General features: G+C 51.7%; 22 protein-coding genes and 1 tRNA gene. 14 read left to right on the top strand and 9 right to left on the bottom strand.

The annotated features are described in order from the left end of the window. Positions 1-49: 49 nt before the first annotated feature. The 5 genes from EL262_RS07970 to EL262_RS07990 all read left to right on the top strand — a co-directional run bounded on the left by EL262_RS07970 (position 50) and on the right by EL262_RS07990 (position 3689). On the top strand, positions 50-532 hold the full coding sequence (locus tag EL262_RS07970; RefSeq protein WP_036853264.1) for an RNA polymerase sigma factor: 483 nt from the start codon (positions 50-52) through the stop codon (positions 530-532). 25 nt (positions 533-557) lie between these two features. Next, entirely contained in the window at positions 558-998 is a 441-nt protein-coding gene (locus EL262_RS07975) for a hypothetical protein (protein ID WP_036853265.1), read from the top strand. Between the two features lie 68 nt (positions 999-1066). Beyond that, positions 1067-1609: a DUF6108 family protein gene (locus EL262_RS07980; protein ID WP_126464404.1), complete on the top strand. Its 543-nt coding sequence runs from the start codon at positions 1067-1069 to the stop codon at positions 1607-1609. A 43-nt stretch (positions 1610-1652) separates the two neighbouring features. Next, on the top strand, positions 1653-2558 hold the full coding sequence (locus EL262_RS07985; protein ID WP_025836568.1) for a hypothetical protein: 906 nt from the start codon (positions 1653-1655) through the stop codon (positions 2556-2558). 204 nt (positions 2559-2762) lie between these two features. Continuing rightward, a complete protein-coding gene (locus tag EL262_RS07990) occupies positions 2763-3689 on the top strand; it encodes a 5'-nucleotidase (RefSeq protein WP_078735453.1) in 927 nt (308 codons plus the stop codon). Positions 3690-3798: 109 nt separating this feature from the next. Here EL262_RS07990 and EL262_RS07995 read toward each other — a convergent pair whose 3' ends face one another. From EL262_RS07995 to gmd, 4 genes are all read right to left on the bottom strand, one after another. After that, positions 3799-4506 (bottom strand): DUF6935 domain-containing protein, encoded by a 708-nt coding sequence (locus tag EL262_RS07995; protein ID WP_025836570.1) that lies wholly within the window; start codon positions 4504-4506, stop codon positions 3799-3801. 24 nt (positions 4507-4530) lie between these two features. Beyond that, positions 4531-4680 (bottom strand): hypothetical protein, encoded by a 150-nt coding sequence (locus EL262_RS10075; RefSeq protein WP_156105868.1) that lies wholly within the window; start codon positions 4678-4680, stop codon positions 4531-4533. Between the two features lie 162 nt (positions 4681-4842). Continuing rightward, positions 4843-5913, bottom strand: a complete 1071-nt coding sequence (locus tag EL262_RS08000) for a GDP-L-fucose synthase family protein (protein WP_025836571.1) — start codon at positions 5911-5913, stop codon at positions 4843-4845. A gap of 6 nt (positions 5914-5919) precedes the next feature. Continuing rightward, positions 5920-6993, bottom strand: a complete 1074-nt coding sequence (gmd, locus tag EL262_RS08005) for a GDP-mannose 4,6-dehydratase (RefSeq protein ID WP_025836573.1) — start codon at positions 6991-6993, stop codon at positions 5920-5922. Between the two features lie 307 nt (positions 6994-7300). Between gmd and pnp the strand changes: the two genes are divergently transcribed. The 5 genes from pnp (at position 7301) to dnaJ (ending at position 13138) form a co-directional block, all read left to right on the top strand. After that, positions 7301-9505, top strand: coding sequence for a polyribonucleotide nucleotidyltransferase (pnp, locus tag EL262_RS08010; RefSeq protein ID WP_036846741.1), 2205 nt, complete (start codon positions 7301-7303; stop codon positions 9503-9505). A gap of 208 nt (positions 9506-9713) precedes the next feature. Further along, entirely contained in the window at positions 9714-10745 is a 1032-nt protein-coding gene (locus EL262_RS08015) for a hypothetical protein (protein ID WP_126464405.1), read from the top strand. Beyond that, positions 10729-11154 (top strand): SPFH domain-containing protein, encoded by a 426-nt coding sequence (locus tag EL262_RS08020; protein WP_420874815.1) that lies wholly within the window; start codon positions 10729-10731, stop codon positions 11152-11154. The genes EL262_RS08015 and EL262_RS08020 overlap by 17 nt, the downstream gene beginning before the upstream one ends. 222 nt (positions 11155-11376) lie before the next feature. After that, positions 11377-11949: a nucleotide exchange factor GrpE gene (locus EL262_RS08025; protein ID WP_025836580.1), complete on the top strand. Its 573-nt coding sequence runs from the start codon at positions 11377-11379 to the stop codon at positions 11947-11949. A 19-nt stretch (positions 11950-11968) separates the two neighbouring features. Next, positions 11969-13138 carry a molecular chaperone DnaJ gene (dnaJ, locus tag EL262_RS08030; protein ID WP_025836582.1) on the top strand — a complete coding sequence of 390 codons (1170 nt, stop codon included), beginning with the start codon at positions 11969-11971 and terminating at the stop codon, positions 13136-13138. Between the two features lie 436 nt (positions 13139-13574). Here the strand turns inward: dnaJ and EL262_RS08035 are convergent, their stop codons facing one another. From EL262_RS08035 to EL262_RS08050, 4 genes are read right to left on the bottom strand one after another with little or no spacing between them, the layout of a single operon-like run. Continuing rightward, positions 13575-15116: an L-lactate permease gene (locus EL262_RS08035; protein ID WP_025836584.1), complete on the bottom strand. Its 1542-nt coding sequence runs from the start codon at positions 15114-15116 to the stop codon at positions 13575-13577. Between the two features lie 45 nt (positions 15117-15161). After that, positions 15162-15743 (bottom strand): LutC/YkgG family protein, encoded by a 582-nt coding sequence (locus EL262_RS08040; protein ID WP_025836586.1) that lies wholly within the window; start codon positions 15741-15743, stop codon positions 15162-15164. 5 nt (positions 15744-15748) lie between these two features. Beyond that, positions 15749-17116, bottom strand: coding sequence for a lactate utilization protein B (locus tag EL262_RS08045; RefSeq protein WP_078735454.1), 1368 nt, complete (start codon positions 17114-17116; stop codon positions 15749-15751). Between the two features lie 5 nt (positions 17117-17121). Continuing rightward, positions 17122-17859, bottom strand: a complete 738-nt coding sequence (locus EL262_RS08050; RefSeq protein ID WP_025836589.1) for a (Fe-S)-binding protein — start codon at positions 17857-17859, stop codon at positions 17122-17124. Between the two features lie 403 nt (positions 17860-18262). Here EL262_RS08050 and EL262_RS08055 point away from each other — a divergent pair, with 403 nt between their 5' ends. Next, positions 18263-19672 carry a metallophosphoesterase family protein gene (locus EL262_RS08055; protein WP_078735455.1) on the top strand — a complete coding sequence of 470 codons (1410 nt, stop codon included), beginning with the start codon at positions 18263-18265 and terminating at the stop codon, positions 19670-19672. Between the two features lie 34 nt (positions 19673-19706). Here EL262_RS08055 and EL262_RS08060 read toward each other — a convergent pair whose 3' ends face one another. After that, a complete protein-coding gene (locus tag EL262_RS08060) occupies positions 19707-21047 on the bottom strand; it encodes a DUF5686 family protein (RefSeq protein WP_126464406.1) in 1341 nt (446 codons plus the stop codon). Positions 21048-21210: 163 nt separating this feature from the next. Between EL262_RS08060 and EL262_RS08065 the strand changes: the two genes are divergently transcribed. The 3 genes from EL262_RS08065 (at position 21211) to EL262_RS08075 (ending at position 22761) form a co-directional block, all read left to right on the top strand. Continuing rightward, positions 21211-21281 (top strand) — tRNA-Gln (locus tag EL262_RS08065). A 74-nt stretch (positions 21282-21355) separates the two neighbouring features. Next, entirely contained in the window at positions 21356-22294 is a 939-nt protein-coding gene (locus EL262_RS08070; protein ID WP_025836594.1) for a bile acid:sodium symporter family protein, read from the top strand. An 11-nt stretch (positions 22295-22305) separates the two neighbouring features. Beyond that, entirely contained in the window at positions 22306-22761 is a 456-nt protein-coding gene (locus tag EL262_RS08075) for a DUF695 domain-containing protein (protein ID WP_025836596.1), read from the top strand. Positions 22762-22771: the final 10 nt, after the last annotated feature.

Genomic DNA, 22771 nt, shown 5'->3' on the forward strand with positions numbered 1-22771 from the left:
CTTGCCGATGATAGGTTTGACTCGGCTCGTTCGTCTTTAGGGTATAACGATGGAACAAAAGAGGTTTGTCATAGAAGTGGCGGGCTTGCGTCCCGACCTGCAGCGGAAGGCTCTGTCGATGTACGACGGAGACAAGGAGCGCGCCGAAGATGCGGTGAGCGAGCTCTTCCTCCGTCTGTGGCAGTCGAGGGATAAGTTGGACGAAGTGCGTTCGATGGCAGCTTACTGTCATACCCTCCTGCACCACCTCATCATCGATGACCTGAGGGCTTCACGCACTCAGACACTCGACGAGAGGCAGGTGACGACAGCAAGCACTGAGGGCTTGGAGCGTTATGAGTTGAGCGAACTCCTCAGGCAAGCGATATCCACCCTCCCCGAGCTCCGAAGACGAGTCTACGAACTGCATGAGCTACAAGGGTATCCCAACGAAGAGATAGCCAAGCTCCTCAACATCCGGGTAGATGCCGTACACAACCATCTCAGTCGTGCACGCCGACAGCTTCGTGAATACCTCCTTCCTCTCATCTGACACAACAACGACAGACACCGAAAAAATGAAAGAGAATACGACATACACCACTTTACTCGAAAAGTACCTCGACGGTACGACGACGACCCAAGAGGAGGAGCTCCTCCTACGCGAACTGGAGTCTCGTCCTGCCGACGGTCTCTCCTCCTCCGAGCGAGCTATACTCGTCATGCTGGGCGGAGCGGCGACAGCGAGGGCTTCTTTTGCTTCGGAGGCGATGACCTCGACACCGAAGTTGCATCCGTCTCGCACCAAGGTGTGGTGGCTTACGATAGGATCGGTCGCAGCGGCCGCCATGCTGACCCTGCTCGTCAAGCCATGGACCGGTGACAGTGTGTCTCTGCCTGCCTCAGAGTTCGGGTATCAGGCCGGGAAGCAGATAGAGTCCGAGGACGAAGCCATCCTCCTTGCCGAAGAACTCCTTGCCGGGGTAGTCTACGATCCCATTGAGGAGATAGAGTGGTAAAAACGCCCTTTTGTATAGGACGGTGTCGGTATAATATGTTTTACAAACCAACTTCTTATTCTGAGAATATGACACAACGACGACTTCGATCACTTATCAGAGTGCCCATGCTCGTGATCCTAATGGCACTGCTCGCACTCCCGGCTCTTGCGGCCCCTTCGGGGGTGACACCCGATGACTTCGCCATAGGCAAGCTGTTCAAGAAGTATGCTCGCCACCGCAAGGTCACCTTCGTCAACCTCAAAGGCAATGCCCTCAAGGACAAAGCCATCTACGGCATAGACAGCCTTACGCATGTGGCGATCCTTCAGATCAGCGAGCCTACCAAGGAGTTTGTCCAAGACATGGAGAAGACGATAGAGACCGACAAATCCATCGCCGATGACATACAAGAGGTCTTTGCCCAAGGCTATCTCATCTCCGCAGCTTACCGCCTGCATCAGGAAGATGGAGAGTCCGTGTACCTTGTCTATCGCTATGTCTTCGACGACAACCACATCATCGTCTCTTACCTTCAGGGGAATGTCAGCAGCAAGGCCATCGCAAAGCTGGTCAATCGCAAGTCTTCCGACAGACGAAAGGTCACGAGACTACCCAAGCGCAAACATTAAACACATAATAAAAAAATAAACCCTAAACACTACCTAAATCATTATGAAACGACTTGTTACCATAGCTTTGGCCTCTGCGGCCTGCCTGTTCAGTACGACAGCACTCTTTGCACACAATGAAAACACCATGGCTCAGGATACGACGATAAGGGTAAAGGATAAGCTCATCACGATGCATGAGAGGGGCAACCGCTTCAATGTCTCTGTCAGACGGATCAATGCCAATGGCGATACCATCAAGGCTCGCCAGGTGTTCAGAGGGGCTTACGACCTCAATCGCAGTGAAGAGCAGAGCTTCCTCAACGAAAGGATCCGCATCCCGTTCTTCAGCAGGAGCGAAGGTGGTCATAGGAAAAACAACCGCTACAAGAGGGATGTCGAAGCCCTTGGTTTTGGCTACGGCAAATACAACTTTCACGGCGACCTCGATCGTCTCAACTCCTCCGGTAGTTATAGATTCACCTTGGGACTACTCTCTTGGAGGCTGAGCAAAAGGAGCCATTCGTTCCGTCTCGGGACTTCCTTTGACTTCAACAAGATACACTTCTATGACGACTTCACGCTCCGTCGCGATGCCGATGGGATCACCAAAGAGGTCGCACCCGAAGTCGGTCGGGAGTTTGGCAAGAACCGACTCAGTGCCACCTACTTCAATATCTATGGGCGTTTCACATGGAGACCCATACCACAGGCACGCTCATTCTTCCTCTATGGCTATGCTGCAGGCAAGATCCGTACCGCTTCCAGCTACAAGGCTTGGGATCGCAAGGATGGACGCACCAACTTCGACGGAGATCGCAACCTCAGCAATTTTATCCCCGAGATCGGAGGTGGGATCGGTTACGGCTCATTCGGAGTGCAGGTGTTGCACACCCCACAGAGCCTCTTTCTCTCTGGCAAAGGTCCTGACCTACGCCTCACCACCATCGGTGTGACCTTCGGCTTCTGATGTCTGAGTGGCAATAAAAAAAACGGACTTTATACACCCAAGGGGCAGGATCGGACACGGTTTCGATCCTGCCCCTTCTTCTTCGTCCCAAGGACAAGGTGCCTTGCCCCCTCATTTTGCTTTCAGAATTTCCACAATCCGAGGGGTTTCACTATTTTCGTGCCAAGAAACAGACTCATCTCTCCTAAAAATAACAACAACACTATGCCTTATCCCATAGAAGAGAAGCTTGTCATCGCCGTCTCATCGAGTGCACTGTTCAATATGTTGGACTCCGATGCCATCTTCACCACACACGGCGAAGAAGAGTACCGCAAGTATCAGACAAAGCACATCGACACCCCTTTTGAGAAGGGGGTGGCCTTTCCCTTTGTTCAGCGACTCCTGAGCCTCAACGACTCCTTCCCCGAACTTCTGCCGGTGGAGGTCGTCCTCTTCTCCAAAAACAGTCCCGAGACAGGGCTGAGGGCATTCCGCTCCATCGAGCACTACGGGCTCAACATCTCCAGAGCCTGCTTCTCCTCCGGCAAGAGCAACTATCAGTACCTCCCGGCGTTCAACTCCGCCCTCTTCCTCTCTGCCAATAGAGGGGATGTCGAGGAGGCCATCCGTATGGGCTGTGCCGCAGGGGTCGTCCTTGCCAAGGAGATCATCGACGAAGAGGACGACAACGAGCTCCGCATCGCTTTCGACTTCGACGGTGTCATCGCCGACGACTCCGCAGAGAAGGTCTACAAGAGCGACGGCATCTCGAGCTATATGGATCACGAGAAATCTTTTGCCAACTTACCTCTCGCCCTCGGCCCGATCGGGATCTTGCTCAAGCGGATCTCGGTCTTCCAAAAGCTTGAGCGTGATAAGTACGAGGGAGACAACACCTACCGGCGTATCCTCAAGACGTCCATCGTCACGGCACGCAACGCACCGGCGCACGAGCGAGTGGTGACCACCCTCAGGGAGCTGGATGTCGAAGTGGACGAAGTCTTCTTCCTCGGCGGTATCGAGAAGTCTCGCATCCTCAATGTGCTCAAGCCCCACATCTTCTTCGACGACCAAAGGGTGCACCTTGACGCTCTCGGTCACATCCCTGCCGTCCACATCCCCTTCGGTGTCGCCAACGGAGACAGCTAACCCCTCTCCGAAAGAAGTCGTAGGAAGCGACAAAAAAAGTCGTTAAAGGCGATGTATCGCCTTTAACGACTTTCGTTATTAAGTCTAACGACTTTTTTTCACCCCTTTTTCAGTCAAGTCCTTTGAACTCGTTTCGGAAGGACTTCTCCTTGCAGCGAGAGTATAGCGGACTGCTTGTGACGATGAAGTATGTGCCGTTGCTATTTTCGTCGGGCTTGAACGTCTTCACGACAGAGATGGGCACCTGTTTGTCGTCACGGCCGGAGGTCACGATGTACATACGTACGACCGTTGTTTGGTATGCGTTGGACTCCTCATAGCCACGACCTTGGTCGGAGAAGACCTCTATCGTGTAGGGTTTGGTGGGGTTGTATCCGTTTTCGGGTGTTGCTCCTTTGAGGAAAGAAGCCATCTGATAAGGGCGTGCGGAATTGCCTTCACGGAAGATGCTTGTGAGCTGACGGATGGGCGAGCTGTCCTTGCCCGAGTGGTTGGATACGTTGTTGAGGGCAATGCACTTCAACCCAAGGTCTCTGTCTCGTCTGAACATCTCATATGCCATGACCTGAAGGGCGACAGCACCGTGGGGCTCCGTACCTATCTGTGTACGCACTTGTTCGAACTCCTTCATCGTCGCAGGAAAGCGGTTGAAGGTCACAGTGGCTTTCTGTCCGGCGATACAGCGTTGGTGGTCGATACTGCCCGACATTTTTACCTCGATGGGAGGGCGGCTCTGCTTGGAGGTGCAGCTCGCAAATACTTTGGTGTTGGATAGGCCTAAAAATACACACAAGGTGACAAATAGTGCTCTCTTCATAGTCTTGAGATTTTCTAAATGTGATCAAATACCGATCCTGCGCCCGGCTTGGACATCCTCTGCCCGGCAGGTGAGCGTGGATGCGGTGGTACAACTACTCGGCGAAGTGTCTACCTGTGTGAGATATGGCGATGAGATGTCCCCCTCGACCCTGCGGTCTGTGTTGTCTGTCAACCTCCCCCGATCTTCTCACGTTTGTCGTCGGTGGTACGACAGTCCCACGACGAGAGATAGATCTTCGTCGCTAATTTAGTGAAAAAAGAAATAAACCAAGCGGTGGTGGTTGTCAAATCTCCGGAGATGAGGGGTTTAAGGATGAAGCAAGATGCTGTCGGATCAGTTCTCCAAGTACCAGCGATAGAGGCGTGAGATGCCCTCCTCGAGTTCGACCGAGTGGAGCCAACCCAGATTGTGGAGCTTGGAGACATCGGTGAGCTTGCGCATCGTGCCGTCGGGCTTCGAGGTGTCGAAGTGTATCTCTCCTTCGTATCCTACCGTGCGACGGATCGTCTCCGAGAGCGTTTTGATGGATATCTCTTTGCCCGTACCGATATTGAGGTGGCAGTTGCGTATCTCCTTCGGGTCGGTGTACGTGTCCTTGAAGTCCACATGCTCCATGACAAATACCGATGCGTCTGCCATGTCTTCGCTCCAAAGAAACTCTCTCAGGGGAGCCCCCGATCCCCACAGATTGACTCTTTCGGCCGTGATGCCGTACTTCTCCAAGAGGGTGGTGATGGCTTCGTCCGAGGCTTGACCGTCGATGCCCTCCACCGGTCGACGTGTGAGGTCTCTGCGGATGGCATCCATGTCTGAGTGTGAGAGACAGTGAGCGAGGTGTATCTTGCGGATCATCGCAGGCAAGACATGGCTTCGCTCAAGGTCGAAGTTGTCGTTAGGACCGTAGAGGTTGGTCGGCATGACTGCGATGAAGTTCGTGCCATACTGTATGTTGAAGCTCTCGCAGAGCTTGAGCCCTGCGATCTTTGCTATGGCATAGGGTTCGTTGGTGTATTCGAGGGGGGCGGTGAGGAGCTCGGTCTCCGCTATCGGCTGAGATGCTTCCCGAGGATAGATACAGGTGCTGCCCAAGAAGAGTAGCTTCTTCACCCCATGACGGAAGCTCTCGCCGATCACATTCTGTTGGATCTGAATGTTGTTGAAGATGAAGTCCGCACGGTAGACATTGTTGGCCATGATGCCACCCACATGAGCGGCGGCGAGGATGACGTATTCGGGACGTTCATGGTCGAAGAAGTCACGTACTGCAGCAGGATCCATGAGGTCCAATTCGGCATGGGTGCGACCGATCAGGTGGGTGTAGCCTTTTGATTGGAGGTTGTGCCATATCGCCGAGCCCACGAGTCCACGATGACCGGCGACATATATCTTTGAGTCCTTGTCCATAAGTCCTTAGAGTCTGTGTACGCTGTGCCCCTTGATATACTCGATATCGCTGTCGACCATGAGTCGGACAAGGGTGTCGAAAGAAGTCTTTGAGGGATCCCAGTCCAAGAGTTTTTTTGCCTTTGAGGGGTCGCCCAGCAGAGTCTCCACCTCGCTTGGTCTGAAGTACTTCGAATCTACCTCTATAAGTACACGACCGGTGGCGGTGTCTATACCCTTCTCATCCACTCCTGTGCCTTCCCAGCGCAAGGTGATGCCCACGCAAGCAAAGGCTTTGTCGCAAAACTCACGTACCGAGTGCTGTTCGCCGGTGGCGATGACGAAGTCTTCCGGCTCATCGTGCTGAAGCATGAGCCACATACACTCGACATAGTCTCGTGCATACCCCCAGTCACGGAGGGCGTTGAGGTTGCCGAGATAGAGTTTGTCCTGAAGCCCGGCGGCTATACGAGCTACGGCAAGGGTGATCTTTCGGGTGACGAAGGTCTCCCCACGACGCTCGCTCTCGTGGTTGAAGAGGATGCCATTGACGGCAAACATCCCATAGCTCTCTCTATAATTCTTTGTGATCCAGAAGGCGTACTGCTTCGCCACGGCATAAGGCGAGCAAGGATAAAATGGGGTGGTCTCGCTCTGCGGGACTTCCTGCACCTTGCCATAAAGCTCCGATGTCGAGGCTTGATAGATCCTCGTCTCTCGCTCAAGTCCGAGGATCCTCACCGCCTCAAGCAACCTAAGCGTGCCGACAGCATCCGTTTCGGCAGTATACTCCGGTACTTCGAAACTGACTTTGACATGGCTCTGCGCTGCGAGGTTGTAGATCTCGTGGGGGCGGATGTGCTGAATGATGCGGATGAGGGACGAACTGTCCGTCATGTCTCCGTAGTGGAGGTTGATGAGCTTCTTCCGCTTCATGTCCCTGACCCACTCGTCGAGGTAAAGGTGCTCGATGCGCCCGGTGTTGAATGAGGAGGAGCGACGGATGATGCCGTGTACCTCATAGCCTTTTTCGAGGAGAAACTCCGCCAAGAAGGACCCATCCTGTCCCGTGATACCCGTGATTAGTGCCTTTTTCTGCATAAAAAACGTAGCTACAAATTTCTTACTGACACAAATGTACGTTTTTATCGCGAGATACTCTGCCCTGACTCTATCCGAAGCTCCCTGAACGGAGTCTCGGAAAAATGTTCATGAATGGCAAAAATTGAGTTGTGGGACTTTCGTCATCAAGTTATATATCCTTTTCGATTGCTTGTGGTGTCTCTGCTTTCTGTCGGGTGGGGTGTTTTTGTGAAGTCTTACACCTTAAATATATAAATCTTTTACCTATCTTTGCACGGATATATATACAGATGAGAAAATTATATCGGATAAACAATTTATTTTTATGATGAACGTAATCACAAAAACCATCCAACTTGCCGATGGTCGCAACATTACGATTGAGACCGGCAAACTTGCCAAGCAAGCTGATGGTTCCGTAACGGTTCGCATGGGCAACACCGTTTTGTTGGCAACCGTTTGTGCTGCTAAAGACGCCAATCCGGGCGTTGATTTTATGCCTCTTCAGGTAGAGTATAAGGAGAAGTTCTCCGCCATCGGACGTTTTCCCGGAGGTTTTACCCGTCGTGAGGGTAGGGCTTCGGACTACGAAATCTTGACTTGTCGTCTCGTCGACAGAGCTTTGCGTCCCCTCTTCCCTGATGACTATCACGCTGAAGTATTTGTAAACATTATACTATTCTCCGCCGACGGTGTGGATATGCCTGATGCGCTTGCAGGTCTTGCAGCATCGGCTGCTCTTGCGGTGTCGGATATCCCATTCAACGGTCCTATCTCCGAAGTGAGAGTGGCTCGATTGGAGGGTAAGTTTGTCGTCAATCCTACATTCGAACAGCTCGAAAAGGCCGACATGGACATCATGGTCGGTGCCACCATCGACAATATCATGATGGTCGAGGGTGAGATGGACGAAGTGCAGGAGGCGGATCTCCTCGAAGCGATCAAGGTGGCGCACGAAGCGATCAAGGATCAGTGCCGTGTGCAGCTCGAACTTCAGGAGGCTGTGGGTAAGACCGTCAAGCGTACTTACTGCCACGAAGAAAATGATGAAGAACTCCGTGCGGATGTCCGTGCGAAGTGCTACGATAAGGCTTTTGCCGTGGCGATGTCGGGTACTGACAAGCATGCGAGAGCAGAGGCTTTTGAAGCGATCATCACCGAGTACAAGGCTTCGTTCTCCGAAGAAGATCTCGAAGCTAAGGGCGGCATGATTGCTCGTTATTATCACGATGTCGAGAAGGAAGCGATGCGTCGTGCCATCCTCGACCATGGTAAGCGTCTCGATGGTCGTGACACTCGTACCATCCGTCCTATCTGGACAGAGGTGGACTGTCTCCCCGGTCCTCACGGCTCGTCGATCTTCACTCGCGGTGAGACTCAGTCACTCACCACAGTGACCCTCGGTACAAAGTCGGATGAGAAACTCGTCGACGATGTGCTCAACTATGGTAAGGAAAGATTCCTCCTTCACTACAACTTCCCTCCATTCTCTACGGGCGAAGCTCGTCCACAAAGAGGGGTAGGCCGTCGTGAAATCGGTCACGGTAATCTTGCTCACCGAGCTCTCAAGCGTATGCTCCCTGAGAAGTACCCTTACGTGGTACGTGTCATGAGTGACATCCTTGAGTCGAATGGTTCGTCTTCGATGGCGACAGTCTGTGCCGGTACGCTTGCCCTCATGGATGCAGGTGTGCCTATGAAGCGTCCCGTGAGCGGTATCGCAATGGGTCTTATCTCTGAGAATAAGGGTCAGAACTATGCCATCCTCTCCGACATCCTCGGTGACGAAGACCACTTGGGCGATATGGACTTCAAGGTGACAGGTACCAAGGATGGTATCACTGCCACTCAGATGGACATCAAGGTGGACGGACTTTCGTACGAAATCCTTGAGAACGCTCTCGCACAAGCTAAAGAGGGACGTCTCCACATCCTTGGTAAGATCACAGAGTGTATGGCTGAGCCTCGCGAGGATCTCAAGCCTCATGCTCCACGTATCGAGTCGCTCACTATTCCGAAAGAATTTATCGGTGCTGTCATCGGCCCTGGTGGTAAGATCATCCAGAGCATGCAGGAAGAGAGTGGTGCTACCATCAATATCGAAGAGGTTGACGGTGTCGGTGTCATCGAGATCAGCAGTAACAACAAGGCTTCTATCGACAAGGCTCTCGGCATGATCAGTGCTATCGTCGTCGTCCCTGAAGTCGGTAAGACTTACCTCGCTACGGTGAAGTCTGTGATGCCTTACGGGGTATTTGTCGAATTCTTGCCGGGTAAGGAAGGTCTCCTTCATATCTCCGAAGTGGACTGGAAGCGTTACGAAGCTATCGAAGAGACAGGCCTCGATACGGGTGCAAAGGTCGATGTCAAGCTCCTTGAGATCGATCCTAAGAGTGGTAAGTTCAGACTCTCGCGTAAGGCTACCATCGAGAAGCCTGAAGGCTACGAAGAGCGTCCTCCTCGCCGTAATAATGGCGAAGGTCGTCCTCCTCGTCGTAACGGTAACGATAAGAATTACAAATCCGAGTAAGACTCGTCGTACATACAGTAAGGGCTGTGCTTGTATTGTCGCAAGCACAGCCCTTGTACTATCCATCTGAAGGATGTGTGAGATTTGTCATTTCGTTAAGTTCTAATTATTTTTGTGCTAAATAATTCGATATCGGCTCTTCTCAATGGAGCTAATGGAGAGAAAAAGTGCGAGATAAGAAGAATAATTTCAAATTACAATAAGGATTATGAAAAGAAGCGTATTTTTTTGTGCGTTGATACTTGGTGTGATGATTGCCGCTTGCAACACTTCTACAAAGAAAGAAGGGGCTTATGGTATTCAGAATGACATCGAAAAGATGGGGTATCGTGGCGCAGTGAAGGGGGTCAAGATAGAAGAGTTTATTCCCGATACCAGAGCAGGGCAAGGTTTGGCCCTTGGAAAAACAGCTACTTTGTCATTCGATAATGATGGTCGTCTTCTTTCTTCTATAGGTTTGGGAGAGGTGAATAAGACCTGTTTTTATGGAAAGAATGGGAAAGTTCGAGAGATCGTGGAACTTTATCATGGCATCAAAATGCACGCATTCCACTCGTACGACAGTCGGGGAAATTGTACCAAGATTGATCTATACAAAGTGCATAATGGAGACTCAGCTCTTGTGGAGGAAAGAGTGATGAAGTATAATGACAAAGATTCGATTATCTCTTATCACGCTCGTCCCAAATCAGACGACATGATCCAAACTACCATATTTTATGAGTATGATAAGAATGACTGTTTTGTTGAAAAGAGAGTCTACTCTGCGCTTGTAAGTGAAAAGTTGGATTTGGAGGGCGATCCCATAACACGTATAAGGGCTAAATTTGATGACCTCAAAAGACCTGTTGAGATTGATAAGTTTTCGTTGGTAGAGGAGCTTTATACCAAGCAAATAGAGTACAACGAACACGGGCATATCATCAAAGAGATTATTCTCAAGCCCGAAGCTGCATCACAAGAGTTTACTTACCACTACACCTATGGAGATAATGGAAAAAAGGTCGAAGCCTATACGCTTAGGGATGGCGTGAGGGTTGAACAGGTCAAGTATAATGATGAGGGAGAACCAACCCTGATAGAGGTACTCAACGAAGAGGGACAGATCAAAGCTCGATATACTTATGAGTATGATACTCAAGGTAATGTCATTGTCTCTGTTACTGCTCATCTTGATGCAGATAAGGGGGTACTTGTAGATGTTTATAAGGAAGTTAAAACCATTGAATATTATGAATAACAGTATCAATACAGCAGCAACGAAGGGGATAGTTTTCATCGTTTTATTGGGCATTTTGGCCGTGGCTATCCTGATGTTCGGGTTGCCCGTTTACAATGTTTGGCGGGCGGAGATGAGTGGTAAGGCCGAGCTCATGCAGGCGGAACAAAATCGTAAGATAAAGATCGAGGAGGCAAAAGCCAACCTTGAGGCCGAAAAACTGAATGCGCAAGCGGAGATCGAGCGTGCCAAAGGGGCGGCTGAGGCTATCCGTATAGAAAATGGTAGTCTTACTCCTGCATACATCCAATACCTTTGGGTGCGTCAGCAGGGCAATCTCAATGATAAGACTGTCATCTATATACCGACAGAGACAAATCTTCCTATTCTCGAAGCCGGACGTGTCCCTCAGGTGGCTTCTTTCAAGTGAATGACGGATGATGGTATCCGGTGAGTATGTCACTCTCGCCTCGCCGTGATGTCCGATCAAGAAAATCAATATGCTCTGCCAAAGATGGTTGCTCCATGTGGAGTCGACCCTTTGGCAGGGTATTTGCATATATAATGGTATAAAACCACACGGATGGCATGCCGATATGTGTCGGTGTGGTGTCCTATTCTTTTGTATAACAATAGATTATCATATATAGTAATGAAAGAAAAAAAGTGTACTAACGATCACGAGGCACAGGAAAACCTTCAGGCTGAAGTGGATGAACAGACTCCCGTGTGTGACACCCCTTCTGAAGAAACCGACAAAGAGGCAGGAGAGACTGACGAAATGACGTCTCTCAAGCAGCAGTACGACGAACTGAAGGATTCTTATCTACGCCTTATGGCTGAGTACGATAATTTTAGAAAACGTACCCTCAAGGAAAAAGCCGAACTCATCAAGTCAGGAGGGGAGCGTGTCGTCACCGGATTCTTGGAGATTGCTGACGATATCGAGCTCGCGATCTCAAACATCAACGGTGCCACAAGCATGGAAGGGGTCAAAGAGGGTGTCGAGCTTATCCACTCCAAGTTCATGTCGACGATGAAGAGCCAAGGTGTGGTCGAGATCCCTACGATAGGTGAGGAGTTTGATTCCGAGCGTTATGAGGCCGTGGCGATGGTACCGGTGACAGAGCCTGAACAGAAAGGCAAGATCATCGACTGCATCAAGAAGGGCTACAGCCTCAACGATAAGGTGATCCGACATCCCAAGGTGGTCGTGGGTAACTAACTAATATCTGTGTACTAAGATGGCAGAAAAAAGAGATTATTACGAAGTCCTCGGTGTCTCCAAGACGGCGACAGATGAGGAGATAAAGAAAGCATACCGTAAGACGGCAATCAAGTATCACCCGGACAAGAATCCCGGAGACAAAGAAGCCGAGGAGAAGTTCAAAGAGGCAGCAGAGGCTTATGAGGTGCTCAGCGATGCTCAGAAGCGTGCTTCGTACGATAGATTCGGACACAGAGGTGTCGGAGGTGCTGCCGGTGGAGGCTTCGGCGGTGGGGGGATGTCCATGGAGGATATCTTCTCACAGTTTGGCAACATCTTTGGTGGGCATTTTGGTAGCAGCTTCGGTGGCGGTTTCGGTGGTTTTGGCGGTTTTGGTGGTGGGCGTACGGTCCGCCCCGGTAGCGATATCCGCGTCACCGTCAAGATGACTTTGCGTGAGATCCTTACGGGACTTGACAAGAAGATCAAGGTCAAGAAGAAAGTGCATTGCTCTCACTGTAACGGCTCCGGGGCTGAGTCTCCATCGGATGTATCCACCTGTACGACTTGTAATGGCTCCGGTGTTGTGACAAGAGTGCAAAACAGCTTCCTTGGTCAGATACAGACACAGTCAGAGTGCCCTACTTGTAACGGTACGGGTGAGATGATCACCAAGAAATGTCATAAGTGCTCGGGGACAGGACTCGAAAATGGAGAAGAGGTCATCTCCTTCTCTATCCCAGCCGGTGTCAGTGGTGGCATGACCCTCAGTGTCTCCGATAAGGGTAACGCAGGGCCTAATGGTGGTCCCAATGGCGATCTCCTTGTCTTGATCGAAGAGGTCGAAGATCCACAGTTCATCAGACATGGCAACGATATTCTTTACAGCCTTCTTCTTCCGCTGTCGACAGCTATCCTCGGTGACAAGGTCGAGGTCCCTACACTCGACGGAAAGGTCAAGATCACGATCGAGCCCGGGACTCAGCCCGGCAAGATCCTAAGGCTTAGAGGCAAGGGGCTCCCTACGCTCAGAGGCTACTCTACGGGGGATCAACTCATTTCCGTCAATGTTCATATTCCATCGAAACTCTCTGCTGAGGATCGTAAGTATATCGAGGCGATGAATGATCACAAGTCTTTTGTCCCCACCGAGGAGGATCAGGCAGAGTTCATCAAGGCGCAGCGTGCAAAGTTTGAGCGCAATTGATGTGCCGTTTCAGAATGTGAAAAAGCTTAACTGTAAGTGTTAAGGAGTCCTCTCCTGAGTGGGGTTCTTTTGCATTCATGGTTAAATAATTGAAAATATAAGCCTGTAAACCATGGAAACTCTTGCATACTCCCCAAAAAGTGCGTAAACTTGCAGTGTGTTTTTCATGGTATTAGATTTAAGGTTAACAATGGAAGATTGGTTGTCGTGAGACAACCTTCTTTTTTACCCATCCTGCTACTACGTGACTTCGGTCTGCTGTGGCAGGATGTGTATTTTTAGCCCAAACGAAGAAAAGGGTATAGGGATAGCTCTTGTGAAAAGAGTGTCTGAGATAACAATAATACGGATGGGGCATAATATACACACAACTCCGGTGTCATAGGGTAACTATGACACCGGAGTTGTTGTTTTGTGCCTCGACCTTATGTTGCCGTCAGAGTCCAAAGAAGACCATCAATCCACCAAGGATGATGTAGCCAAGGGCATAGGGGAGAGCAGACCGTAGGATCTCTCCGTCCTTACCCGGCATGTTGCACGAAGCCGTAGCGATGGCGATACTCTGGGGGGATATGATCTTCCCACCTGTCGCTCCGGTGGTGTTGGACGCCACGAGCCAGTTGGCATCAGGATAATTGAGCTGAGCCGCCACATTGTTTTGGAGCTTGCCGAAGAGGATGTTGGATGATGTGTCACTACCGGTCACGAACGTCCCTATCGCTCCGATGAGTGGCGCAAACAGCGGATAGTAGCTCCCTGTGGCAGAGGCAAGAGCCGATGCGATCACGAGGATCATGCCGGCATAGTTCATCACCGAAGCGATGGACACAAGGCTGAGTATCGTGATGATTGTCTTGCGGAGGTTCACTATAGTCCGAGCGAGGATGCTCATGAGTTTTTTGAAGCTCAGCCCTTGGATCATACCTCCGATGACTGTACCGAGGAAGAGCATGAGCCCGGCATTGGAGAGCCACCCGAAGGCGAAGAACTTACCCTCCGCATAGATAGGTAGATGTACTTTGGATACAAGGGTACTGCGCAAGAAGGTGTTCAGAGGCTTTACCAATGGCCCCGAGATGAGGATAAATAGAAGGATGAAGAGGTACACGCTCCATGCCTTGAAGAGTCGTCTTGCGGTGAACTTCTCACCCTTTTCGGCTTTTGGTGCAAAGAGTTTGGTGTAGATGATGATCGCAATGATTGCCGCGATACTTCCGAGGATGGCAGGGGCTTCCGCACCGAGATAAAGAGCCACGAAGTACTGGACGGCGAAAGATATACCTCCCACCCATAGGGAGAGGAGGAGATTCTTGACGATCGACTTTGTACTGCGATCTGTGAGCATGAGGATGACGAAGGGGACAAGGAGCATCAACGGAGACAGCTGAAGGACGACCTTCGACGAAATATCGCTGATGGCCTCGGGAGTCGCCACACCCGTAGGAGCCACTTCGTTGGCCAACGTGATCACCGGTACACCCACTGCTCCGAATCCCGTAGGCACACTGTTGGCGATCAGAGAGACCAGAGCACTGAAGCCCGGCTTGAATCCCAACGAAATCAGTATTGCCGCAGGGATCGCAACGGCAGTCCCGAAGCCCGCCATCCCTTCGAGGAGTCCGCCGAAGCCCCACACAAGGAGGAGCACCATCGCACTACGGTCATCGGTGAGGGAGGTAAACTGTCTCTTGATCACCTCTATCTCTCCGCTTTCCAAGAGGACATTGTAGCTGTATATCGCCATCAGGATGATGATCAGGATGGGGAATGTCGCTTTTAGGAGCCCTTCTACGAGAGCCCATCCGACGCCCCATCGGTAGTAGTCTCCCGGAGCATCCCATATATGTGCCGGAGCAAAGAAGGCTATGAGGAGTGTCGCAATGAGGGTGATGAGAGCACTCTTGTGTCCGGGCATCTTGAACCCCAGCATCAGCACGAAGAGCAGCAGGATCGGAAAGATAGATAGGATGACTGCCATAGTGATAAATTATTGGTTGGAATAAAAAGTACAATGATCTCCTTATCAGATCAGGAGCACGACACACTGCCTTGCACCGTGTGCTCCCATGACGAGAGACTGCTCGATGTCCGCCGTCTTTGAGGGTCCTGAGATGAAGCCTCTGAACTCACCCTTGAGCTCGTTGCCCACAAGGGCATAAGCCTCGTGCATCGTATCTACGAGTTTCGACTTATCGAGGATGACACAGATCGCCTCGGCGATGAAGTATATGGCACGGTGGCGGAAGGCTTGTTCGTAGTACACCGCTCCGTTTTCGCAGACACCTATGTCCCCCCTGAAGACGACGAGGTCGGTACCGTTGAGTTCGCGTGGTGTCGATGCTTCGTCGGGGTTGAACGTCGCACAAGTCACCCCCTCCAGGTTGCTCGCTATACGTTTTGCTTCAGGGAAGAGCCTTGTGATGACTTCGGAGAGATCCTCACCCTCCTTTATCTCGTAGGCGAGTCCTCCGACCGCTTCAAGGATGGCTTTGAACTGCCCTATCCTGTCCTCGTACTTGATGTGATCTATCGTCACCGTGGGACGAGCGAATACCTCCTTGGTATTCTTGCGTAGGCTATCCAGTATATATTGTTTGCTGTCCATTATCGTCATTTTTTGTGATTGCGTTTCCACCAGTCGTTGAAGGTCTCTCCGGCAAACTTCGGCAACTCTCGTCCCTTGCCCCAAGCGTTGAGCCCATTGTAAACGAGGGCACGGGGCATCTTATTTACGAGTGGTGCGAACTTCAGGGAAGTATAGAACAATGTGGGGCTCTCCATGATCATCTTCATCCCCTTGCTCATCAGCTTCTTTTCCTTGTTGGCACGGCCGAAGCCGTCGAGCTTCTGTCGCCACACATAGATCTGTTCGCCAAGGTCGACCATCACCGGACAGACCGAAGAGCAAGACAGACAGAGGGAGCAGGCCGATACGTTACCGCTATAATCTTGTGGATTTTTGAGCATACCGAGGTTGATGCCGATAGGGCCCGGGATGAAGTAGCTGTACGAATACCCTCCACTGCGACGATAGACGGGGCAAGTGTTCATACACGCACCACAGCGTATGCAGTTGAGCGTCTTGCGGTGCTCGGGTTGTCCGAGGATCGTACTCCGTCCGTTGTCCACGATGATGAAGTGCTGTTCGCCACCCTCATGCGGCTTACCGAAGTGCGAGGTGTAGGTCGTCACCGGCTGACCTGTGGCCGAGCGTGCCAGCAAGCGAGTGAAGACCGACAGGCTCTCCAAGTCAGGGATGATCTTGTCGATCCCGAAGGCCGTGATATTGAGCTTCTGACAAGCCATACCCATGTCGGCATTCCCTTCGTTGGTGCAGACGACGACCTCACCGGTCGCAGCCACAGCGAAGTTGCCCCCCGTCATACCCGCATCGGCATTGAGGAAGTCCTCACGCAGAGCTTTTCGAGCCTGATGGGTGAGGTAGGTGGGGTCATAGTTGCCTCTCTCCGATCCGAGTTTGTCCGCAAACAGATCCGACACCGCCTGTCTCTTGAGGTGGATGGCAGGCATGACGATATGACTGGGCTTGGCATCCATGAGTTGTAAGATACGCTCACCAAGGTCGGTCTCGACGACATCGAAGCCCTTGTCCATGAGGTAGTCGTCGAGATGACACTCCTCCGACAGCATCGACTTGCTCTTGACGAGCTTCTTTGCATCATGATCACGGAGGATCTTCTCGATGATGGCACAATACTCATCCGCGTCCTTGGCATAGTGTACGTGACACCCATTGGCACGAGCGTTGCGCTCAAACTCCTCGATGAGATCTGCCAAGTGTGAGGTGCTGTACAGCTTCAGGTCGCGAGCCGTATGTCTCAGTTGCTCCCACTCGGGGATGTTCTTGCTCATCTTATCCCTCTTGACACGTACCATCCACAGAGTCTGATCGTGCCAAGTGGCATTCTCTTTCTTTTCCAAAAACAGGCGTGCAGCCTTAGCGTGTGAAGTACTCATAGTGTTTATTGCCCTGCTAAGATTTCGAGAAAATGTATCGTACGGATCGGTAGTTGCTCTCTGTCTATGACGCCCTGCATGTGCATGAGGCACGAGCTATCTGCCCCCGTGATGTACTCCGCCCCTGTCGCCATGTGGTCTCTCACCTTGTCCTTACCCATACAGACGGAGACTTCCGGCTCTTCGACCGAAAACATACCGCCGAAGCCGCAACACTCGTCGATCCGGCCGGGCTCGACGACCTCTATCCCCTGCACTTTTTCGAGTAGGGCACGTATCTTGTTGAAATAAGGGGTGGTAAGCTCCGATGGAGATGACAGCCCGAGCTCACGTACACCGTGACAGCTGTTGTGTATACTTACTTTATGGGGGAAGGAGGCTGAGAGGTGTTGGGGTTTGATGACATCGTGGACAAACTCGGTGATGTCGTAGATACGCTTCTCTGTCGTGCACTCGTGATCATGGTCTCCGAGGATGCGAGGATGATTTTCTTTGACAAAGGCGACACAGCTGGCACTTGGCCCGACGATGTAGTCATAGCCCTCGAAGAGGGTCTCAAAGCGTTTGGCGAGCTCCAAGGAATTGCCCTCGAACCCCGCATTGGCCATCGGTTGTCCGCAACACGTCTGATCCAATGGATAGTCCACATCCAGCCCCAACCCCTTGAGGAGCTTGTAGCAAGCTATGCCTACATTGGGGTACACGGCATTGATGTAGCAGGGGATAAATAGTCCAATCTTCATCTTACTTCAATGTATGTGTTTGTATATCCTGATATACGCGATAGGGAGCGATATCTCTCATCGCCGTCGAGTAAATTTACCTATTTATTTGATAAAGGCAATTAAATCCTCTACAGATATTTTTCGACTTGCTTTTTTGTGAATAAGCTCGATTTTTTATGTGTTGTAAATGATAAAATATGAGCCCTTCGTAAGGCTGAAAGACAGTCTTTGGATCCTCGAGATCAAGTTCTACGACTTTCGATCGAAAGTCGTAAAGATCGATGAAACGAATCTAACGACTTTTTTGGGGGGGGCATCGGGGAATCTCGCGGAGGTGAGGTGCCGGTTCCGGGAGGGGTGATGATTTTTTGCTTAAAATAGACTAACTTCGTGCTGTCTTAAACAAAAAAGGAGGTAACTCATGGCAAAGACCAAGTACAAGAAAACGAAGATCACACTCATTATTATATTGGTGCTCCTCATAGCCTCGGGCGTCCTGCTCAAGATGCGGTGGAGCGCATGGTTTGCAAACAGTCCCGAAGACCCTTACACGGTGCCCGACAGTATTGCACGAGTGACGATAGTGCCGGGACAGGCTTTCGAGACGGAACGCACGGTCTCTTGGCTCTGTGGCGAGGAGGAGCGACCTGCGACCCTCGCTTTCAGAGCACTCAAGGATAGCCTTGTCGATACGGCATGGCAGGTGATCGAGGCTTCGGGCGATGTGATCCGAAGTCGTTCGGGGCAGGGTGCGTACTATCACGCCCATCTCTCTCGACTGACACCGGGAGAGGTCTATCAGCTCCGTCTGCGTGTCGGTGAGGATCACGAGAAAGTCCTCAGTATGGCTATGCCTGCGATGCTCGACTCGGTGATGAACTTCGTCTATCTCGGTGATGTCCAAGATCCGGATGGAGAGATGAGCACCGGGCTTTTTGACCTTTTCAGAGGACAGGCGGGTAGTGTCCGTCCCGACTTTTTTGCCCTTGCAGGGGATCAGATCGAAGGACCCACGGATGAGTATTGGCGTGTGTGGTACGACTCTTGGAAGGGGTACACTGACGAGATGCCCATGATCGTCTCGACAGGCAACCACGAGTACCTCAAGAAGGGATTTGCTCGAGAACTTGACCCACGCTGGGTGCCACAGTATAATTATCCTGCCAACGGCCCCGAAGATTTCGAGGGGCGTAGTTATTATGTCGACTTCCCCCTTGCGCGCTTTGTCGTCATAGACAGCAACGGGATCAATTCGCCCTCTGATATATGGAATCACCGAGCATGGCTCAAGGAGGTGCTGAAGGCTTCGACACAACCTTGGCAGATCGTGATGTATCACCATGCGGTGCACTGTGTCCGTGCAGGGCGGAGTCATCCCGTGATGCAGTACATATTCAAACCCATCCTTGTCGAGTATGGCGCGGATCTCGTCCTTCAGGGGCACGATCATGCTTATTCGCGCATCACCACACCGGCTGAGGATGGGGGACGTACCGCTCCGGTCTACCTGATCAGTTGTAGTTCGCCAAAGCTCTACCGCAACGGCTTCGCTCCCATACATGATCGTCTCGGCTCAGGTATTCAGCTCTATCAGACTGTCAGAGTGACCCCCGACACGATCCACTATACTTCGCTACAATATACCGGCGAAGTCTATGACGAACTCGTCTTGGCTCGTGAGGCCGGTACCGGAAAGATCACCGTCACCGACAAGGCTACGCACATCCCGGAGTTGTTTTTGTTCGATAACTTCAGCTCAAGTAAGAAGGGGCAAAAGAAGGCGAAGGCTTATGCCGATGCCGTAGAGAAAAGGTTGAAGAGCAGATCGTGAGCGTCACCCTCTCGGATGATCGGACAGTCGACGCTTAGTAGCGTTCGCTCCAGGTGCTGATGAGATAGATGAACGGCAGGCTGATCCGTACAGCCACGTTGGGAGGCTCGACAAGGTCGCTGCCGACGAAGAGGCCTATCCTTGCCATTCGTCCGAACCCGACCGAATACCCCCCTTCGATATAATCCTTGTTGCCCGAGAGGTGGAGGCTGCGCAGGTGCAGTCCCTCATCGACGGGGAGAAACAGTCCCAGGAGAAAATGATTGGCATAGTAGTTGATCCCCGTGGCCATCCATCGTTTTGTCCCCATCCACTCGGCAGGCAGGGTGTGCCATGACTCTCCCAAGTTGCTCCGTCCCATCAGACTGAGTCTCGGGAAGTGTCGCATATCCGCATCGCTCTGCCACCCTTGATCCCAAAAGCTCCCTCCGATGATCAAGAAGTCCACCTTGTGGTTCGGACTGAAGGCTTGTGCCGAGCGCAGGCTTACTTCCCACATCTTATACTCACTGAAGGGCGTATCCTCCGTCTTTGTCGGTGTGATCCCGGCGCGCAGGGTGAGCCCAGCTTCTATGCCATCTTGTCCGGCAGGCATGACGATCGGGGTAGGGTAAGAGGGGCGTTCTTTATGGTTTCGCTTGAGGTTGTAGATCAGTCGGAGTTCGGAAGTGAGTGCGCGGTGTCGCACGAGATCTGTGCCGAAGACTTGGGGGCTTCTATCTTCATACTGGAGGAGTGCAGAGTATCTGAAGTGTGGACTGAGGTAGAGCTTGTGTCTCGTCGAGACGTACCACTTCCGATAGTGGTGGATGTCGCTGTTGGTGCCGGGCAACCCCACATATTGTTCCGTAAAGAGTTCGTAAGGAGCCATGTGCACGGTCTCACGAGAGGTGTGTCCGCCGGAGAGGACAAGCAGACCGTCACGTTTCGGGCTGTGGTAGATGAGGATATTGTTTTCGCTGAACCACCGACGAGTCTTCAAGGTGTAGTTCTGTGAAGTGCGGAACATGATCTTTCGCCCCTCGCTGAGACTGTGATCGAGCTGCATCTCATATCCCAGCCAAAGTCCATCGACATCGTTAAAGTCCGGAAAGAGGTTCGCCACCCCATCGAGACCCAGAAGTGTGGAGCAACCGACACGTACCGTCGGTCCGAAAGCGATCGATGGCAGGCGACGGAGGACGGGAGACCTACTGCTCTCCGAAGCCGAAAGCATATCAAGCAACACATACCCCATATCCTCATCGTAAGGGTGCGTCGGACGATAACGCTTCAGCCGTGCCCAGTCATACTCCTGAGCATGGAGCGAGGAGGTGAGCAGGCATGGTAATAATAGCCCCGAGAGCATTCGTAAAACGGTGATAACTATCCTCATACAGAGTAAAGATAGTGTTTTTTGCGATCTTTTTGGTTACTTTTTCGGGGCTCAGGTCGATGAAGATGATGAAAAAAACTGTCTTTGATAGGGTGGATGTGCGGGAAAGTTGTTACCTTTGCATCGCTTAGTCAGAAAAAGAAATAATTCGTGGCGAAGAATTTGTCTCGTGGTGTAACGGTAACACGAAAGATTCTGGCTCTTTAATTCGGGGTTCGAATCCCTGCGAGACAACTCATTGAACACAAGGAGACCCAACCCGGAAATCATCTCGGATTGGGTCTCTCTCTTTTATCATCACCCTCTCTATGTCTTCCATGCAGATCTATCGGATATTCAAGGACTATGCACTGCTGTGGTCTATGGTCGTGGGTGTCTTCTTGTCGCCGTGGGCGTACAAGTTGGCTTTCCTCCTGCCGTACATCATGTTTGTGATGCTTTCTCTGAGTTATACGCGCATAGCACCTTCGGATGTGAAGATGTCCAAGGTGCACATAGCCCTCTTCGTGACCCAGTGGGTGCTGGGTGTCGGGATCTACTTCGCACTTAGGTCTTGGGATGAGATATTGGCACAGGGCTTGGCTCTCATCATCCTGACGCCTACGGCGGTGTCGGCTTCGGTCATCACGGCGATGATGGGCGGAAATATGGGCTTCATCATCGCTTCGCTCATCATCGGAAATGTGGCGATGAGCCTGCTTGCTCCGCCCATGCTCTCATCATTGTATCCCGACACGGGGCTGAGTTATCTCGCCACGGTGCTGCAGATACTGTCGAAGGTCTCGCTCCTGCTGATCATGCCTATTGTCCTCATCTGGGGGCTTCGGTTTGGGTTACCCAAGGTGCATGATCGGTTGGCAAAGTATGCGGGCTGGACCTTCTACTTCTGGTGCTTCTCTCTCGTGATCATCACCTCAAACACGATACGCTTCTTCAAAGAGCATGGCGAGCTCACCTTGCAGTATGGTGTGGTCATTGCTTTGAGTGTCTTTGTGGTGTGTCTCCTTACGTTTGTCATCGGGCGATCGATAGGGCGGCGGATGGGGACTCTGCCGGTCAATAGCGGACAGGCTCTGGGACAGAAGAATACCGTCCTTGCGATATGGATGGGCTTGACCTTCATGAACCCCGTGGTGTCCGTGATCCCATCTTTCTACGTGATATGGCAAAATGTGGTCAATGCCTTCCAGCTGGCACAGTACAGAAGATCGGTGGCAGACCAAACCAATAATCCTCCAAAACTATAAAACTCATTATTATGGCAAAGGTTAGTGACGAGATGCTGACGGTCCTCTTGGAGGGCGAGCACAATCCCGAACTCATGAGGTTTCTCCTCGTACGGAAAGAACTCATGCCCCACCTCGAAACGGGAAAGTATCCTTATCGGATAGAGATACGTTGGGCTTATGAGGGCGATCGCAGGGGGATGCCCGCAGATGCGGTGGGAGCGGAGATGGAGGCCTTCGAGACTGCACTTTCGCCTGCACTGGAGCGTAACAAGTTGGCACTCCTGGCTTATTCGTGCACGGGAGAAGGGCTCAAGGAGTGGGTCTACTACACACGCAATCTGAAGGCTTTTGGAGAGACACTCAACACGGCTCTGTCGGACCTGCCACAGTTCCCTCTCTCATTCGAAGCGGATGAGGATCGTGAGGCTTCCATGTTCAAGGAGGTCTTCGCTCTTGCCATGGATATGGCACAAGAGGAGGAGTGACGTGGCTTTT

The sequence above is a fragment of the Porphyromonas cangingivalis genome (assembly GCF_900638305.1).
GTDB classification, from domain to species: domain Bacteria; phylum Bacteroidota; class Bacteroidia; order Bacteroidales; family Porphyromonadaceae; genus Porphyromonas_A; species Porphyromonas_A cangingivalis.